The organism is Halorubrum halophilum (genome assembly GCF_000739595.1).
Lineage (GTDB): Archaea > Halobacteriota > Halobacteria > Halobacteriales > Haloferacaceae > Halorubrum > Halorubrum halophilum.
Window position 1 is genome coordinate 1 of the sequence record NZ_BBJP01000022.1, and the last position, 17,846, is coordinate 17,846.

The window sequence follows — 17,846 nt, forward strand, 5'->3', positions numbered from 1 at the left end:
GTTCTGTAAGCACCTGCGTGAGTTTTGGTAGGTTCATCAGGTGCGTATCCGGACAGCGGATGAATCAGGTTCCTGATTCATCCGCTTCACTCAGGACTACGTATCAGCTGCTGGACTCCTGAGCCAGAGTGGACAACTAGCGACTGTCCTCAATGTCGTACGTGGTACAAGTATTGCACCCGCCTGCAATGATTTTGACATCGTTATCCAACGCATCACGAGCGGATATTAGCACACGATGGAATCGGGCTGCAATCTTGTGGTCGTCACTCTGGAGCCCACAAGGATCGTCTTTCATATGTGTGTCAACTGTTCTAATCGTTTCAACGTGTCTTGGTACGTTTCTCATTGGTTGTTCAGAATAATTCTCAATCGGATGTGGTTTCAACTCCTACAGGCCTTCTGGGTCAAAATCAGCTAGTCAGCGTCGTTTCGGATCCGTTTGAGTGGTGCTTTGCAGTCTCGGTCCCGCTCCCACTGCTCAGGACTTTTGAGCTTATCCAGTACATACGGTAACCCATCTTCAAGCTGTAGTGAGTGTGCTCCGCGGACATTCTCGTCCATATAGATCGTCGTTTGTGATGCTGAATCCCATGAGACGGGACCATCGAACGTAGCGAAGACGGTGAACGGTACCAGAAGTGTCTCATCTCCTCTATCTAATGCGATCTTGTGGTCTGCGCTGAACAGCTGTAAGTAGTCCTCGACGCTATCTGCTTCGGCTGTATAGACCCTCACATCGATACAACTCGGCTGTTCGTACGTCCCAAGGTGACCAATAGTGATTGAGGAAACGTGATCGAATTCATCCATCGCTTGTTCGATTACCGTTTCTAATTCGACCTCAACCACGGTCTCGTCCAACAGCCTCTCTATCGTTTCTTCAACAGTCTGCTCGTCTTCTCGTGCGCGCTTCCTGAGTCGCAGTTCAATCGGATTTGCTATAGTTCGCGCCATTGCAAATGGGAAAATTACCCACCTTAAAAAAAGGGTTAGCCATATAGCCAGTTAGCAGGGGCAAAAACTAGCAAATCGGGGCTCGTAACCCGGTCACAGCGCATTAATATTTAAAATAGGTATTCCTGTACATATAGAATACTAAATACGAGTCGGCGATTGAATCTGGATAGTTGAGCTTTTCACCGATTCAATCAGGCCGCTACTAATCAGTTTCAGGAGATTCTGGAATAGAAATTCTATTAGTTGCTACTATCTGGTAGGAACAGTCGCACCCAGAATGTTTATAAATTGCTGTGGCTGGGTAGAGAACCTATCTGACTCGGCTGCTGACCGAGTAGTAGTTCACGCGGTCACCCGCTCGTCGAGCGCGTGTGATAGCTGGATCCAGGTTCAAATTCAGTAAGTTCCTGAATCCGGGCTTCGAGTTCCCCGATTTCTTCTCGAAGTTCTGCGGCTTCCTCGCCATCTGTAGCCGCGAGTTGATCTTTGAGACCTTGTAGACGCGTCTCCTTGCGCTCGTCATCAACCTCTGCTTTCCGAACGTACTCACGTTCTTCGATTTCGTACACGTCGGACTCGCTCAACTCCGTTACTTCCAGCGCATCATCGACTTTGCTGCGATCAACGCCCAGCACGCGGTCACGATCGATGCCAGCTGCTTCAAGCGTCTCCAGCACTTCTTCGTCGTCTTTCAGTGATCGATTCCGACGCGTCGTCCGCTGGACAGCACCGAACGGGCCAGTAACTGGGCGGTCGTGATGCAGCCGAGTCAACAGTATGTCTGCCACGTCTTTCCGAAGCGTATCCGCATTGCGCTGGACATCCGAGAGCAACGTGTAGAGGTTGACCAGCCCAGTCGTCTCTAACTCTTCAAGCACGTCCACGTCGTGACGTTCAAGCGCATCAACCAGCAATAGTGCGTCCGCATACACGTCTAAGTCAGGTTCTGTCCGGTCAACCGACTCTCTCGCCGCCTCTTTCTCAAGCAGTTGGCTCGTCGTTGGCCCCTCTGTTTCGACGATTATCTCTTGCTCTCCATCAATTTCGAACCGTGGATGGAGACTCAGTACCGCCGGATACGGATCGGCATCGGGTGGGAGCCGATCAAGCTCAAATCCATCTGGTTCGTCACTTATGCGACGGTACAGCGTTTCGAACTGGTCGCGCTGAAGGGGTCGCTGGTCATCTTTCTCGTCGAACTCAACAATAACGCGCTGTTGCTGCACGTCAGTAATACGGAATCGCTTGTGTGACAGCGGCGTAATGAGCGTCGCTCCCTCAGAAAGCTCATCCAGTTCTTCGAGAAGCGTGTTCCACGAAACGCTGAATGACATATCAGACCCAACGACCTGAAGTGGTAAAATCCTACAGGCCACAGCTATCCCCTACTGCACGAGTAATTGTTTGACAGATTACTGCGGCTGAACTGGTTCTTTGCACTTGGGACACTCAGCGTACACCCGTTCCTCATTATTAACGACGTACTCGATCAGAATTGCGTTACGAGGGACAGGTAGCTCACAGAAGGGGCACGCACCAAGACTGGATGGTGCTTGTGACATGGAAAGGGGGAACTTGGAGCGTGTGACAGGTTCCAAGTTCCATTCTATGATTCGTGTTCTGGGCTAAAATAGCTCACCCAACCAAAGTGAAAGTGGAACGGAGAGAAAAGATTCAGTTAGTCCTGACCGGCGTACTTGCGTGTTCTTCGGCTAATTCCACCACATCATACACATGGATTCCTGACTTGAACCAGAGTACTCTATCTTCGGTCCCAGAAAAGTCATCAGCAGAACACTCCAGGCGCTCCGAAACAGCAACCAAGAGATGGTCAAGATTGGCTTCCTGTATCTTCGCTAGCTTCTCATCCAAGTACTCCGGCGTCCAGAATCCCACAACTTCCAGGATAGCTCGCCTGCCATCGGGATGCTCAAGCGCGAAATCGGGGATCATCACTTCAGCACCCAAGTCTAGCACGTCATCTTCTCTCACTAACTCCCAGTCCGTGTTTGCTCGCGCCCATTTCTGCGCAAGCGTCTGCTCCAGATCACTATCGAAATCAGTCCGTGCGCTATAGTGCGAGGATAACCCTGCCGTGTGATCCAACTCAAACGGGACTGTCTCGTTCGTAGTGTCGTCGTGCAAGATCTCTGCAGTCATCTCCCACCGATCACATAACGGAAGTGCAGGTAGGAAGTTCGCCATCCGGATCCCATACTTCCGGGATTGGGTGAACAGAGATGCTGGCCCGTCAAGTACCGCTTCGTACCCGTCTGCAGAATCCGTATCAGGGACGCGGTTCCCGCCCGTGTCGATCGGGTAGATGCGATGCATCAGCCCGAACAGCTTGACGTAGCTGAACACGGTACTGAAATGGTCCCATACCCGGATCCGCATCCGTGACGCATCGTACAGCACCGCCTGTGCCAGTGCAAGGTTATATCGCGTCAACAGCCACTCAACGGTGATCGTATCCTCTGCGTAGACTTCCTCGCTATTCCCCGTCAACCGTGTCGTCGACACACTATCATCCGACGCCTCGTAACTATCCACGACTTGATCCCCGAAGCGAACGAGCCGCTTGTTATCTTCGAGATCCGCATACATCCCCCGATAACACTCTTCCAGGGAAATCCCGAGCTGGTCAGCTACCGTACTGTAGACTTCCAATTGTTGCGTATCCTCTCCAAGTGTCGGCTGCCGAACGATCGGATACGACTCGTTCGCTTTCTCAAACAGTCGCTGTCGAATCTCTTGTGGGTCGGCTGCTGCGACAGTCTCGAATTCACACTCGTCTTGGAGCAACTTCGCCAGCCCTTGAACGATCTTGTAGTCTGTATCTGCGATCGTCAACTGGTCAATCGTCTCCTCTAACTCGCCTTTCGGCTCGCCCACGTGCTCCCTGAAAATCTGAATCAATTCGGCAGTCGTCTCACGATAGCGCTCGTCGTCGGGATCGATGAACAGCGGCTGAATAGTCCCATCGCGTGTGCGTGTGCGAGCAAGATCAGCTGTCAGCACTCCCAGTCACCCCCTGGCGGCGATGTGATGAGACGTACTGTTCTTTCGTGCCCTCGGTGATGATCTCGTAGAGACGGGCTGGTTGGCGGTCGTCGGTGGGCCGCAGGATTCGGCCAAGTCGCTGGGCATACTGCCGTTTCGACGCGCTACCTGAAAGGATAATCCCGACGTTCGCCGCCGGCACGTCAATCCCTTCGTCAAGTACCTGCGACGTGACAAGCATCGAGTATTCACCCGTTCGGAACCGCTTCAGAATCTCCGTTCGCTCTTCTGTTTCCGTTTGATGGGTAATACAGGGCACGATGAATTCCTGGGAAATCTCGTACGCGAAGTTGTTGTTCGCGGTGAAGATTATCGTGCGGTCCTCATAGTGTCGCTTGAGTAGGTTATCGAGCGTATCCAGCTTCTTTTCGGCGGTCCGGGCGATCTCCTCGGCGCGTTGCTTGGCAATTAACGCCCGCCGTCCCTGCGGATCGTACGACGTGCGCTTCAAGAACTCCGCGTATCCGTCTTCTTTCCAAATGTCGAAGTTATGAGAATCGACGTAGTCGCGGTAGATCTGATATTCTTCGTCGTACTGTTTCCGTTCTTCGTCGGTGAGATCAACTTTGAGATGAATCGTTTCGTACTCGCTGAGATACTCGCCAGCGAGTTCATCTACCTCTTCCTCATAGACGACGGGCCCGATCAGCTCTTCTAGCACCTCGTGTTGTCCATCGGATCGCTCGTACGTAGCGGTGAGTCCGAGGCGATACGGGGCGATGGTCATCTCGGGAATCTGTTGGTAGGTCGGCGCAGGCAAATGATGAACCTCATCGACGACCAGCAGGCCGAATTGATCACCGTACTCGTTGATATACCGATACGCGGAATCGTACGTCGTGACGGTAATATCTGTCACGTTGTGGCTGCCGCCGCCGAGGACGCCGACCTCGTCAGGGAGTTGGTCGCCGAAAGCGTTCGTGAGCGTTGCGTGCCATTGGTTCATAAGATCAATCGTCGGCACGACAACAAGAGTGCTGACGCCAGCGTCAGCGATGGCTTGGACTGCAAGGAACGTTTTCCCGCTGCCGGTCGGAAGGATAACGCTCCCACGGTGATCGTGGTCAATCCATGCTGCGAGGGCGGCTTGTTGGTAGTCGCGGGGCTCGATTGCAACGGTAGGCGTTAGGTCCAGGTCAGTATAGACCCGCGCCGCATCTTCGAATGGTTCGATAGTCGCTGTCGATTCATGAAGCGTTGCTTGTCCCCCGCTGTCAGCCTGCGCCCATGATCGCAGGGCTCTGTAATGATGCGCTCGTGCTCGATATTTGTCGACGCGGTCGTCCCACTCTGCATAAGGGACTGACCCAGGTGCATCTTCCAAGAGCAACGTCCCGTCATCGAACACGATACGCATTCCGTACATAGCTTAAGATGGCCGCAGTACTTGTCCTTGCTGGACAGAAAGAGGTGCAACTTCCCCCCAACATTGCGGGTGAATGAAAGTGAAAGAAAATTAACCGAAATCAGGAAATTCGAGAATCATCACACTGGAGTACAACTCATGTTAGCTACTCTGCGTAGCTACACCTTCTATTGAACTACCTACCGCGCTTTAGCTGCCTATGATTAGGCTTCATCACGATCAGAGGACCTATCAATGGCGTCGAGATCGTCCAGCGTGTGTCTGCTCATATCTCCCGATCTCTGGCCAAAATTCGTCTGTACGGTTAAGCAGCCCTCTGTTTTCTCGTATTCAATCCTCTCGCTCCGCGAGGCGACCTGTTCAAACTTGCTTCTTGCCGCCTTCTGTGTCGTGCCTTTACCCAGAACAGCAACGGCATCTGCTGGTGTATATCGAATGTTTGATTTTGGTTTGCTGGTTGATTTCGCAGACTCGATAGCATCTTTCAAAATTATTTTAATCTCGTCATCTTCGTCTCGTAAGAACTGAAGCTTGTCCCGTGGATCCTGATCAGAACAATCAACCTTGTCGGTGGATATGAACAAACTTGGATTCTCGGGATGATATGTGTAGTCTAGCTCTGCAAGCACACGGGGGAGATATTCTTCTCGGGCATAATCTCCAGAATTAATACCACTTGCCTCTTCATCAACCGCTTGGTTGAAGTCCTCAAGCAGAAATTCGCCGGGAGTAACTGCTTCAATGATTGACTCAGTACGGCGTGTTTTCGCATCTTTATCAGATGTTTTAGCCTCAACGAAGGCTTCAATTCGATCCAACCGATCCGCTACTTTTGATTCAGTCTGGTTACCACACGCGTATGCCCACATAACTGATTCAACAATGTCGCGTGCGTAGGTCACATCCGCGGCGTTTTGTGCTTCCTTTTTTACCTTGTCGCGTATCTCTGCGTGTATCCGGTATCCGACCACTACAGTCTCTCCTGATCGGTTCGGAGATGATTTTTTATTTTCTCCTTGTCTCTCACCCAGAGAGCGTGCCAACTCGTGGGTCCGGTCTACCAGTTTAGATAGTTCTCCCTGCCCAATTACTACGCGTAATTCACGTTCCAACTCTGTTCCGGCATACGGCTCTAAGGTTCCGAATTTTTCCAGTATCCTGTTCTCATAGCGCTGTTTTATTCGGGAGTCGATCCTGAGACTGAGTGAGTCACGGGGTTGGGATGTTCCTGTCATAATTCTCGGACTGTAACCGAAGCGGTTGCACTTTTGGGTATATTATAACCAATACGATTACAGTATGTTGTTGTTGTTGAGGTTGACTTTGTCGCAGCTCTAGTCGTTTGGCTTCGGGGCCGCCGTCTAAAGCGTGTGTTAGCGACTCTAACGAGCGACTTCTCTGATAGGGCTGCGCCTTTCTGCTCTTGGTCGAACCGACACGGGGAAAATAAAAATTCTCTTCGTCCGTCTACTACCAGCTTCTGAAGCATTCGTGCCGACGCTTCCCTACGACGTAACAGCGGTATCGTCAATTTCAGCTATTGGTTCTCATGGATCATAAAAATGGTTTGTAAAATGACTTTCCGACTTGGAACTGTTGGGAATCGGATCTATCCGTGAGTGACTTTCCGACTTTATACAATAGTTCAGGAGAATTTGTGAGTATGCAGAGTATATGGAATACCAGACCTCTGGAAGGTGGTCTTCGACCTCGACCCCACGGGGTCACACGTGAATGTATGCAGTTGCCCCGATGTATGCACGATTTCACCAGCGAGGGTAGAGATGTGTGCATAGATCGAAGGATGTGTTTCCGTGATCGCGCTGCTGGCCAACCTGGAACTGCTGGCACTATTATAATCAATTGGCCTTCAGTCACCGTAGAACCACGGCGAAAACCCCACCGTATAGACATCTGTATATAAATGACTGACAGAACCACTCTCAGACTCAGCGATGAGCGGAAACGCAAGCTTGATCGCGCCAGCAAAATCGTCGCCGGTGGAGCGGATGATGACCCGCCGATGAGCGATGTGATCGACGCAGCACTGACGCACCTCATCGAGAGTGAAGACAATCTTCAGAAGGTTCGTGACCAGTACCCGCCCCAGGAAATCAAGGATTGCTGTAACACATCCGTGATTGGGTTACGGTATCGGACGAGTATTGACTCGAAATGGCGATAGCTAGTACTTCAAATCCTTTGACTCTCGGTTCCTGACCGACTCAGGCGTCTCCTGATCATATGTTTGTACTTGACATTACAGTTATTCAAATCGCGCCATACGGCCACCCCACCGATCACGAAACCGGCGGCATGTCCGCCAATAATCTAGTATGGGTCGAAGTACGGCCCGGTCAAGGGATCAACGATCACCTGTAACAGCGCTACGATCTGCAAGTTTTCCCCACACCTGAATTCGATGTTCATAAGGCCAGAAAAGTCTCCGCAACCAACTCATCGTGTCTAACATTAACTCTTCAGCCGCTATCTGTCCTTCTGTCTGTTTTACGATCCATATTAGCTGAGGGAATACAGTCTGATACGCAGCACTATCGATAGTTGAACTCTTTCTCCACGCTGTCAAGACTGTAGCTAATGCATCCTCTTCTGATAGATCCAACAGGGCCTTAGCAAGGGCTTCAAATCCTGGTCCGCCGATCCACCAGCTCATCAGATCACGTTCTGCAATGACTTTCATTAGAAGGTTCACAGCATCTTCTGATCCTTCCCGATCTGCTAGAACCCGAGCTAACGGGGCTGCTGCTACTGGTTCATACCGATAACTCCTCGCCTGCAGCAGTTTCCCTGCATAGCGTAGTTCATCCGTCGTGAAATCTTGAAAATCTTCCTCTGAAAGTGGATTTTCTTCTGAACAGTCGGAGAGTAACCCATGCATTTCCTCATGATCCTCAGGAAGTTCTTGCTCCTCATCAGATTCTATTCCATCAGATGACTCTTCTTCTTCGACATGGATATTCTCCGGAATACTAACCTCATGAGTCTCTGCGAGTGTCTCAAGAGTCTCCGCCAAGTCCTCACTTACTCCTTTATCTACGTATTCTCCTTTGTTCATTAGCACAAGTGATTTGATAACTAAATCATCCCAATCGTTATCTGCTGCAATTTCTGCAGTTCTCCCGAATATTTGCACCTTTTTATCAGTATATTCACTTCGAAGTACCTTTGCTCGCTCTGCGTCGATCATACCAGCTAGCTCGCTTTGGGAAATTCCGTGCGGGTTGTCTAAACGCCAATCGCGGAGTTTGTTTATCGTGGTTTGGTTAGATGCCCCTTCGAGAGCTGAATGGAAATCAATAACATCCTCGTCTAGCAGATCAGTCAAGAACATACCCTCATAGTGCCTAGTCTCTTTTCCGTCAGTCAATTCGTGAAGTAGTCCTGCCCAGTTGACTAACTGGATCGCAGTACCTATGTGACGATCCCAGTCGCCGTCCACAATCTCCTGAAATCCTTTCCAAACATCATTCAAGAAAACATCTTTCCGGTACCCGTAACGGAAACAGCGTTCTATCGCGCTGTCGAAATAATAATCAGCGTATTCAATATATCCAGCCTCAGCCGCGTTAAATGCTAGGTCAATTAGTGCTCTTGTTGGTGGTTCTTCATCGGGTGGTCGTTTCAAAACCTTCTCAAACTGTTCGTCTAAAGCTGCGGGTAACATCTCATCCGGATAGGTTCCAACAAGTTGCCAAGAGACCGTGGGCAACAGATTCTCGGTCTCACCGTGGGTCTCCTTAGCAAGTTCGTGGACTCGTTGTACACGAGCTGTTGCTCCTTCTTCAACCACGATCTCGAATTCCTTCACAGCAGCTTCTACAGATTTCCTATAACTCCAGTGCTCACTGGGAGACACGGATTCGTCAGCTAATGATCTATTATTGAAGCACTCTTCAAGGAAATCGAGAGTCGCATCAACCCATTGCTCTGATTCATCGGGAGATACTCGCGTTGTTGCTGCTCCCACCAATGCAATAAACTGGTGTAACTTTGGATGGTCAGAAGATATTCCTTCTACTGAAGAAAGTACCTCATTCGGGGATTCATCACAGGTTGCGAGGATTGCTCCAATATAGTAAGCCTCACTAAATCTCGATTCATTTTCCGTCGGACTTCGCTTCGGTTCTTCAAGCCGAAGATTATCGATGATCTCCATAATCTTATCTTCTGGGCCGCCACATAGAAGCAGTGTATGTAGCCCAGCAATCGACAGATCGGACAATGAAGGCGCATTAGCAAGAAGCTCTTCTCGCCACGATTCTGGGAGTTGCTGACCAATACCCTCACAAGCCTCAAAAGCCACTAAGGTATCTTCAAAAAGCCAATCGGGCGGTTCACTCTGATAATTAAGCAGGTCCGGATGTTGACGGACAGCTGCAAGCACTTCACGAGGGAAGTGCTCCCCTGTGTCGACGCGGCGGCTTTGTTCCGCCAGATCCCAAAACTCGTCTGGATGTAGTAGGATAGCTCCTAGTTCAAAATAGGCTTCTGGATCCCAGCTTGGTTTTTCAGCCTCTCGATAGTCCTCTTCCCACTCTTTCAGCCATTCGAGTTCGATCTCTTCTTCCCACTCTTGGGCAAATTGATGCATTGCTGAAAGTGCCTCTTCTGTACCACCACCGTATTCCCGTATCTGGTCAACTAACCGTATAGCGGTATCACGTTCGCCACGTGCTGTATAGAAAGCCAGACGGTCTGTATCGTCGGCATATATATTTAGCATATCACGTGTGACCCCACCTAAGATAGTGCAATCAAAAGCTGTCGTATAGTCACCATCCCGTAGGGAAGCATCAAATGCTAGTTCGATCGCTTCGAGGACCCGGTTTACGTAAACGCCATTTCGCCACCATTGCAGCACATTATCAAGGGAGACTAGATCTTTGAGAGCCTCACGCCCAGGACCGTTTTCTGCATGGTACGTAAGACTATCTAACCTATTGGGGATCTGTTGACATCGCTCAAGTAAATAGTCGAATATATGCCTATGTCCCCCCTCTATTTCATCCGATTCAATTTGATCTAATGTAAAGGACCGGAAACTATCATGAAACACCCTTAGTCGCCCATCGTCAACTTCATCAATAACATGAGATAGTGGTATCTCACCAAGTGAAAGTTTTTGCTGAATCCAGGGAAGATCAATAAGATCAGCAAGAATATCAGCATGAAGACCTAGTGGATTGAGCGCGATCAGAGTCGCTGCATCCCGTTCGTGAGGGCGTAGTGGCTCCCATACCGATTCATAATACTGCTCAAGTTCCCCATCGACATCAGATGCATCGTTTAGAGCAGATTCGAATCCATCTTCTCTATTACCCTCGAAGGCCACCGCCTTGCGAAGAAGGTGAGAGAGGATAACCGGAAGACCGCCTGAAACGGCTCTCACTCGATCAACCAAAGCAGCAGTTGTCGTAACATCATTCTCGTTAAGATAATGGGTGATTTCACTTTCATTCCATTCGGGAACGGTTATTGTTTCACTTACTCGCAGATCAGTGTGTATCTCGTGAGAAAGCGGTCGACTCACTAGTAACAACGATAACGGAGAAGGAAAGTCAAGCATAGCAAGTTCTTCGAGTACTGTCCCCTCAATCCGCTCACCGTGAGTGGTATCCCCAAATGACCGCAAAGCATGATCAAGCCCGTCAATAATGATGAGCGGCTGTTGTTCTTCGCTATTTGCCCAACTGGCCACGCTGTCAATGTATTCCTGAAGTGCTTCAGTTCCCGTCCAGACGGGAGTCACAGTTCCGTCAGTAAATGCCTCTGGAAACGTATTATGAAGCTGTGCAGCCAATTGGTGTCGAAACCAAGCAGGATCGTTCCTTTTTTTCTCTATGTGTTCTGCGTCATCAGGAATATACAGGAAAAACCGCAGTGTCCGCTCATCCGTACCTTCTGACCAGTATCGATGTAGAAGTTCGATTCCAGTCGACTTCCCAGTTCCTGGTCCCCCTTCAATTAATAAACGATCAGTTGTCCCATCAATCTGCTCTAAGTCTTGCACCCACTGGGGTTCGATGTATCCCTCTTGAAGAGGGAATTGTTGAGGTATGTCTGGAGTAGGAATATATCCTAGCCTTCGAACAATATCTTCCCGCGTAAGCCGCGAAATAGAAGAATGATTACGACTCCATCTCGCAAGATCTACAGCGTCTTTGACGAGCGTCGTTGGATTACCAATCTCCGGATTCTCTAGCTCATCAAAAATCGGGGTGATCTTCTTTTCAATCAGCCTAACTAAATCCGTGTCTCGTATGGTTTCAGCGAGTTCTTCATCATCAGCGGTATCAATTCCTGGAAGACCAAGGACGAACTCGATCTCGGTTCCGGGGGACACTTCTCCAGCATCATTAGCTAATTCTTGGGCTGGGAATTCGAGATCATCAAAGAACGATATTTCTCTCTCCTCATCAGCAAAGTTGATGTCCGGACCTGCCTCTTCACGATGCGACGTTAGAATAACAAACCGGGATCCTTCCTCTGCAGAAAGTCGGTCTTGCGCTGAGTCAACGAATTCGTCTATATGGAATTCTGAGGATGTGTTTTCCAAATCGCTCGAAGTTAGTCGTTGGCCTGGCCGGTTTTTTATCTGAAAACAAATTTGCGCACCGTCCTGTTCAAGGACTAAATCATCAAATTTATCTCCTGATTGTAAAGCATCTTCAATAGCTACCGCTTCCGCGTCTTCGAGTAATACTGAAAGGATTGCAATGCCGCCTATAGCGTCTTGAAATGTATATCCTCTGGCCGCCGGAGCCAGACCAGTTGACATCTCTTTAACCCTACAATCGATTGTTGATAAAACCCCAGTTTCCACAGGGTGAGTACTGATTTGACGATACGACATCGCCTTGATTATGAATCCTGAATTCCTACACTTTGTAGCGTAGCCGAAGTCCTGGATTCCCGGAAGGGTGTTCCCGGTTAAGATCATGTCTGAGTCAGTTCGATCAGTTACTGGGTCCACAAAATGTCCCCGATTAACTAATGATGCGCCAGATACTCGGTGGTTCGTCACCTCAGGCTGGATAGCAGTCAGTAGTCATATCCCAACCTTCCTCGAAATGTGATTCGAGCGAACGGCGCGCCGGGTTCAGCAATCTCATACAAGTTCAAACGTCTCATCAACAATCCTCTCTACAAAAACGAATGGTAGCTATTCGTTGCAGGCTGTGAATTCAGCAGGTCTCTCTGGGTGCCCATCCAGCCCCAGATTCCAGAGTTCCGTCATATCCACCATCATACCGACGGTCATTAGCTGCTCCGTTGCTTCCTGAAGATTAGAGACTTTCCGTTCTCGTAGCCCCCAGTAATCATCAGTCCTGCTCCGGCAGGAAATGCGATTTCGAGCGCTATCGATTCGAATCTGACGGCCTTCTGGATGATCGATGACGATGTCGTGGCGCTGGTCTGGATGACGCGCTGGATCCCATGGTTCGTCAACACACTCAATGAATGACTCATATTCCGAGGTTGTGTATGAAGTGGGATGAACGGTCATAGGTGTCGAGCTTATTGGTCCCAGACGAATGAAAAGGCGTGTATATCGAACCCAGTAGGCAAATCACGGAATGTGTTCCGAGAGAGTGAGTGATGGTCAGACCACTTGTGTCTCGCACGAACTCCCGTACGATACTTGATTCAATCATCAGCTTACGCCGACAAGCTGGCGCGCGCGCCAGATGATCCAGTAGTGGCGGCACATCCAACGACCCAACTATTATGCCCGATGCGCGTGAGTTTGGATGTACGCGAACCGCCGGACGGCACCGGCCTCATCGGGAAGCGTTCGATCATCGAACGAAATCAAATTCGGCAGCCAAAGTCGCTTTATAAGTGACCCGCCGCTGTCTGTCGGATGTTGGTCGTTCGAAAATCGGATGGGCGCTGCAGGATTTGAACCCGCGACAGCTTGGTCCGAAGCCAAGCACTCTATCCAGACTGAGCTAAGCGCCCGTACGCCTCGCTACTTCGGTGAGGATGTTAAGTCCCGCGATTCGAAATCGGCGCGGACCGCCCGAAACCGACGTCGGCGATCCCGGCGCCACGGGCGATCAAAAAGAATATTATCGGGACCCGGTATGGTTTCCGTAGTAGATGTGTCCTGGTCGCACGGCGTCACCGCCGAACGAGTGGCCCGAGTCGGTTCCGTCGTCGCTGAGGTACGCCCATGTATGACCTGAGGCCACACTTCGACGAGGAGGTCGAACCCGGAACGAACCTCCTGTTCACCGGACCGCCGCTCACCGGCAAGCGCTCGCTGATGATGGACCTGTTGGCTGCCGGGACCGAGCGCGGCGACGGCGCGATCGTCGTCACGACGAAGGACGGCGCCGACCGCGTCCTGAAGGACTACGAGAAGCGCACGCCGTACGAGGGGAAGCCGGTGGCCGTCGTCGACTGCGTCACCCGCCAGCAGGGCGTCAGCGACGCCCGCGAGTCCGATCGGATCAAGTACGCCTCGTCGCCGGTGGACATGACCGGAATCGGGATCAAGCTCTCGGAGTTTCTGCAGGCGTTCGGCGACCGCGGGATCGAGGAGAACCGCGTGATGGTTCACTCGCTGTCGACGCTGCTGATGTACTCCGACCTCCAGACGGTGTTCCGATTCCTCCACGTGTTCACCGGGCGGATCCAGAGCGTGAACGGGCTCGGACTGTTCAGCATCGACTCGACATCTCACGACGAGCAGGCGATGAACACTCTCAAACAGCTCTTCGACGGCGTCATCACGGTCCCCGAGGACGGCGAACCGGAGATCCGGATCGCCTGAGCGGCGGGCGGGTCGGCTGACGGGCGCCGAGCGGTTTGGCTGCCGAGTCTTTAATCCGCGCGACCGCGTACCCACGGCTATGCCCATCACCGACGACGAGGGACTCGACCGACTGCTCGACGCCGACACCATCGCCGTGATCGGCTGCTCGACGACGCCCGGGAAGGCCGCCCACGACGTGCCGGCGTACCTCCAGCGTAACGGGTACCGCGTGATCCCGGTGAACCCCTTCGCCGACGAGGTGCTCGGCGAGGCGGCGTACGACGAACTGGCGGACGTCGAGGCCGACGTGGACCTCGTCGACGTGTTCCGGCCGAGCGAGGAGGTGCCGGAGATACTCGACGCCGTGCGCGAGCGACACGCGGCGCGCGGCGACGCGGGCGCGGCGTGGCTCCAGCTCGGGATCAGCCATGACGAGGCGGCCGCGGACGCGGAGTCTGACGGGATCGAGGTCGTGCAGGACCGCTGTATCAAGGTCGAACACGGGCGGCTACGGGGGTAGACGAACGGACGCGGCGATCCGCTTCGACCCTACCCCTCCCACTCCTCGAACGACCGATAAACCCCCTTCGAGAGGTACCGCTCCGAGGAGTCCGCGAACACGGTGACGACGGCGTCGTGGGGGGCGTCGATCTCGCCGTCGCGAATACCCCGTGCGACCCGCTTGGACGCGATCGCGTTCGCGGCCGCGGAGGAGGCGACGAGCTGCCCCTCCTCGGCCGCGAGCCGACCCATCTCATCGTGGACGGCGCGGTCAGGGATTGACTGGATCTCGTCGACGAGCGCCGGGTCGAACAGCTCGTTCCGGTCGATGTCGTGGGTGCCGATCCCCTCCGTCTTGTACTCCTCGTGGTCGACGTCCTCGCCGAGGAACTCGCGGTACGCGGAGCCCGCGGGCTCGACGGCGACGACGTGGGTGTCGGGGTGCTGCTCGCGGAAGTAGCGGGCCATCCCCATCAGCGTCCCGGCGGTGCCGCAGCCGGCAACGACGGCCCCGACCTCGCCGTCGAGCGCGTCGCCGATCTCGGGGGCGGTCGTCTCGTAGTGGGCCTCGGCGTTGAGCGGGTTCGAGAACTGCTGGGGGACGACCGCGTCGTCGAGCTCCTCGGCGATCTGGTGAGCGCGGTCGATGGCGAACCCCATCCCGTCCTCGCTCGGGGTGTTGACCACCTCGGCGCCGAGCGCGCGCATGAGCTGCTGTTTCTCCACGGAGAACCGCTCGGGGACGACGAACACCGCGTTCAGCCCGAGTTGCTTGGCCGCGACCGCCAGCCCGATCCCGGTGTTGCCCGCGGTGGGCTCGACCACGGTGCCGCCCTCTCCCACGTCGCCGCGTTCGAGCATGCGTTCGAGCATGTACTTCCCGATGCGGTCCTTGATGCTCGCACCGGGGTTGAACGACTCCAGCTTCGCGTACACCGGCGCCTCGTCCGGGGAGTCGTGTACCCGGACGAGCGGCGTCTCCCCGATCGTCTCCAACACCGACGACAGGGGTTCCCGATGGGTCGTCATGTTCCCGCAATCGTTGCCGGCCCTTTTGCGTGTTTCCATGATCGGCGCGGCCGCCCCTTCTCGTGCCCCCGGAGGGCGTGAGGCCGTGCCGGGGATCGAACAAACTTATGCCCCTCGTCCGGCTCCGAAGAGGTATGAGCGAGACCGATGCGCAGGCCGACGTGACGGTCGTCCTTCCGGACGGATCAGAGCTGGACGTGCCGGCGGGGGCGACAGTCGAGGACGTCGCCTTCGAGATCGGCCCCGGGCTCGGTCGCGACACGGTCGCGGGGAAGATCGACGGCGAACTCGTCGAAAAGCACGCGACGGTCCACGACGGCGCGCGGATCGAGATCGTCACGGACCAGTCCGACGAGTACCTCACGGTGCTGCGCCACTCCGCCGCCCACGTCTTCGCGCAGGCCCTCCAGCGGCTCCACCCCGAGGCGACGCTGACGATCGGCCCCCCGACCGACGACGGGTTCTACTACGACGTGACCGACGTCGACCTCGACGAGGGCGACCTCGACGCCATCGAAGACGAGATGGACGACATCATCGCGGCCGACTACGACATCGAGCGCGAGGTCCGCTCTAGCGAGGAGGCCAAGGAGATCTACGCCGACAACGAGTACAAGCTGCAGATTCTCGAGGAGGAGGCCGACGACGAGGAGGTCACCTTCTACGTGCAGGACGGCTGGCGGGACCTCTGTCAGGGCCCCCACGTCGAGTCGACCGGGGAGATCGGCGCGGCGGCCCTCCTCGAGGTCTCGGCCGCCTACTGGCGCGGCGACGAGGACAACGACACGCTCACCCGCGTGTACGGGACGGCGTTCGCCTCCGAGTCCGACCTCGAAGAGCACCTGGAGCTGCGCGAGGAAGCGTTGGAGCGTGACCACCGGAAGATCGGGCAGGAGATGAACCTCTTCTCGATCCCGACGGTCACCGGGCCCGGGCTCCCGCTGTACCACCCGCCGGGCAAGACCGTCCTCCGCGAGCTGTCGGACTTCGCGAACGAGCTCAACCGCGAGAACGGGTACGAGGAGGTCGAGACCCCGCACGTGTTCCGGACGGAGCTGTGGAAGAAGTCCGGCCACTACGAGAACTACAAGGACGACATGTTCCTCCTCGACGTGAACGACGAGGAGTACGGGCTCAAGCCGATGAACTGCCCGGGCCACGCGACGATCTTCGACCAGCAGTCGTGGTCGTACCGCGACCTTCCGCAGCGCTACTTCGAGAACGGGAAGGTGTACCGGAAGGAGCAGCGCGGCGAGCTGTCGGGCCTGTCGCGCGTCTGGTCGTTCACCATCGACGACGGGCACCTGTTCGTCCGCCCGGACCAGATCCGTCAGGAGATCGAGTCGGTGATCGAGATGATCTTCGAGGTCGTCGAGACGCTCGACCTCGACGTGGAGGTCGCGCTGGCGACCCGCCCCGACAAGTCCGTCGGGGGCGACGAGATCTGGGAGTCCGCGGAGGAGCAGCTCCGCGACGTGCTCGAGTCGGGCGGCTACGACTACGACGTCGAGCCCGGCGACGGCGCCTTCTACGGCCCGAAGATCGACTTCGGCTTCGAGGACGCCCTCGGCCGCGTCTGGGACGGTCCGACGGTCCAGCTCGACTTCAACATGCCCGACCGGTTCGACCTCACCTACACGGGCGAGGACAACGAGGACCACCAGCCGGTGATGATCCACCGCGCGCTGTACGGGAGCTACGAGCGCTTCTTCATGGTGCTCATCGAGCACTTCGACGGCGACTTCCCGCTGTGGCTCGCGCCCGAACAGGTCCGCATCCTCCCCGTCTCCGACGAGACGCTCGGCTACGCGCACCGCGTGAAGAACCAGTTGGAGGACGCCGGCTTCCGCGTCGAGGTGGAGGACCGCGACTGGACGGTCGGCCGCAAGATCCGCGCCGGCCACGACGACCGCCTCCCGTACATGGTGATCGTCGGCGACGACGAGCAGGAGGCGGGCACCGTCTCGGTCCGCGACCGCTTCGAGAACCAGCGCGGCGACGTCGACCTCGACGCGTTCGTCGACCACCTCGTCGACGAGCGCGACGAGAAGCGGACGGAGCCGGACTTCGTCGACGCGGAGTGAACTCCTCGGCGGCCGGACGCTCCGGCCCGCCGCTCGGGTTTCGTCGTGCTTTTGACGCTGC

12 protein-coding genes and 1 tRNA gene are annotated in these 17,846 nt (G+C 54.3%); 4 read left to right on the forward strand and 9 right to left on the reverse strand.

The window, feature by feature from the left end; translation table 11 throughout:
• Positions 1–417: 417 nt before the first annotated feature.
• The 6 genes from ACP96_RS07305 to ACP96_RS18545 all read right to left on the reverse strand — a co-directional run bounded on the left by ACP96_RS07305 (position 418) and on the right by ACP96_RS18545 (position 6,624).
• On the reverse strand, positions 418–957 hold the full coding sequence (locus tag ACP96_RS07305) for a hypothetical protein (protein WP_050032835.1): 540 nt from the start codon (positions 955–957) through the stop codon (positions 418–420).
• A gap of 353 nt (positions 958–1,310) precedes the next feature.
• Positions 1,311–2,294, reverse strand: a complete 984-nt coding sequence (locus ACP96_RS07310; RefSeq protein ID WP_050032836.1) for a hypothetical protein — start codon at positions 2,292–2,294, stop codon at positions 1,311–1,313.
• Between the two features lie 78 nt (positions 2,295–2,372).
• A complete protein-coding gene (locus ACP96_RS20000) occupies positions 2,373–2,522 on the reverse strand; it encodes a DUF7837 family putative zinc-binding protein (protein WP_449272137.1) in 150 nt (49 codons plus the stop codon).
• Positions 2,523–2,634: 112 nt separating this feature from the next.
• The gene (locus ACP96_RS07315) at positions 2,635–3,981 is read right to left on the reverse strand and encodes a DUF790 family protein (RefSeq protein ID WP_050032837.1); all 1,347 of its coding nucleotides are present in this window, start codon (positions 3,979–3,981) and stop codon (positions 2,635–2,637) included.
• Positions 3,968–5,380, reverse strand: a complete 1,413-nt coding sequence (locus tag ACP96_RS07320; protein WP_050032838.1) for a DEAD/DEAH box helicase family protein — start codon at positions 5,378–5,380, stop codon at positions 3,968–3,970. Before ACP96_RS07320 ends, ACP96_RS07315 begins: the two co-directional genes overlap by 14 nt.
• A gap of 212 nt (positions 5,381–5,592) precedes the next feature.
• The gene (locus ACP96_RS18545; RefSeq protein ID WP_154020419.1) at positions 5,593–6,624 is read right to left on the reverse strand and encodes a hypothetical protein; all 1,032 of its coding nucleotides are present in this window, start codon (positions 6,622–6,624) and stop codon (positions 5,593–5,595) included.
• 689 nt (positions 6,625–7,313) lie between these two features.
• On the opposite strand from ACP96_RS18545, the gene ACP96_RS07325 reads away from it, so the two are divergent.
• Positions 7,314–7,574 (forward strand): DUF7386 family protein, encoded by a 261-nt coding sequence (locus ACP96_RS07325; RefSeq protein WP_050032839.1) that lies wholly within the window; start codon positions 7,314–7,316, stop codon positions 7,572–7,574.
• Positions 7,575–7,754: 180 nt separating this feature from the next.
• On the opposite strand, the gene ACP96_RS18550 is transcribed toward ACP96_RS07325, so the two are convergent.
• A complete protein-coding gene (locus ACP96_RS18550) occupies positions 7,755–12,188 on the reverse strand; it encodes an NACHT domain-containing protein (protein ID WP_161785354.1) in 4,434 nt (1,477 codons plus the stop codon).
• 1,109 nt (positions 12,189–13,297) lie between these two features.
• Positions 13,298–13,372: transfer RNA gene (locus ACP96_RS07335), tRNA-Arg, on the reverse strand.
• Positions 13,373–13,586: 214 nt separating this feature from the next.
• Between ACP96_RS07335 and ACP96_RS07340 the strand changes: the two genes are divergently transcribed.
• Both ACP96_RS07340 and ACP96_RS07345 read left to right on the forward strand, forming a co-directional pair.
• Complete coding sequence (locus tag ACP96_RS07340; protein WP_050025164.1) at positions 13,587–14,189, forward strand: RAD55 family ATPase; 603 nt, start codon at positions 13,587–13,589, stop codon at positions 14,187–14,189.
• 79 nt (positions 14,190–14,268) lie between these two features.
• Positions 14,269–14,691, forward strand: a complete 423-nt coding sequence (locus ACP96_RS07345) for a CoA-binding protein (RefSeq protein WP_050032841.1) — start codon at positions 14,269–14,271, stop codon at positions 14,689–14,691.
• 29 nt (positions 14,692–14,720) lie between these two features.
• Here the strand turns inward: ACP96_RS07345 and ACP96_RS07350 are convergent, their stop codons facing one another.
• Complete coding sequence (locus ACP96_RS07350; protein ID WP_050032842.1) at positions 14,721–15,701, reverse strand: PLP-dependent cysteine synthase family protein; 981 nt, start codon at positions 15,699–15,701, stop codon at positions 14,721–14,723.
• Between the two features lie 107 nt (positions 15,702–15,808).
• Between ACP96_RS07350 and thrS the strand changes: the two genes are divergently transcribed.
• Positions 15,809–17,785: a threonine--tRNA ligase gene (gene thrS / locus ACP96_RS07355; RefSeq protein ID WP_200895691.1), complete on the forward strand. Its 1,977-nt coding sequence runs from the start codon at positions 15,809–15,811 to the stop codon at positions 17,783–17,785.
• Positions 17,786–17,846 lie beyond the last annotated feature (61 nt).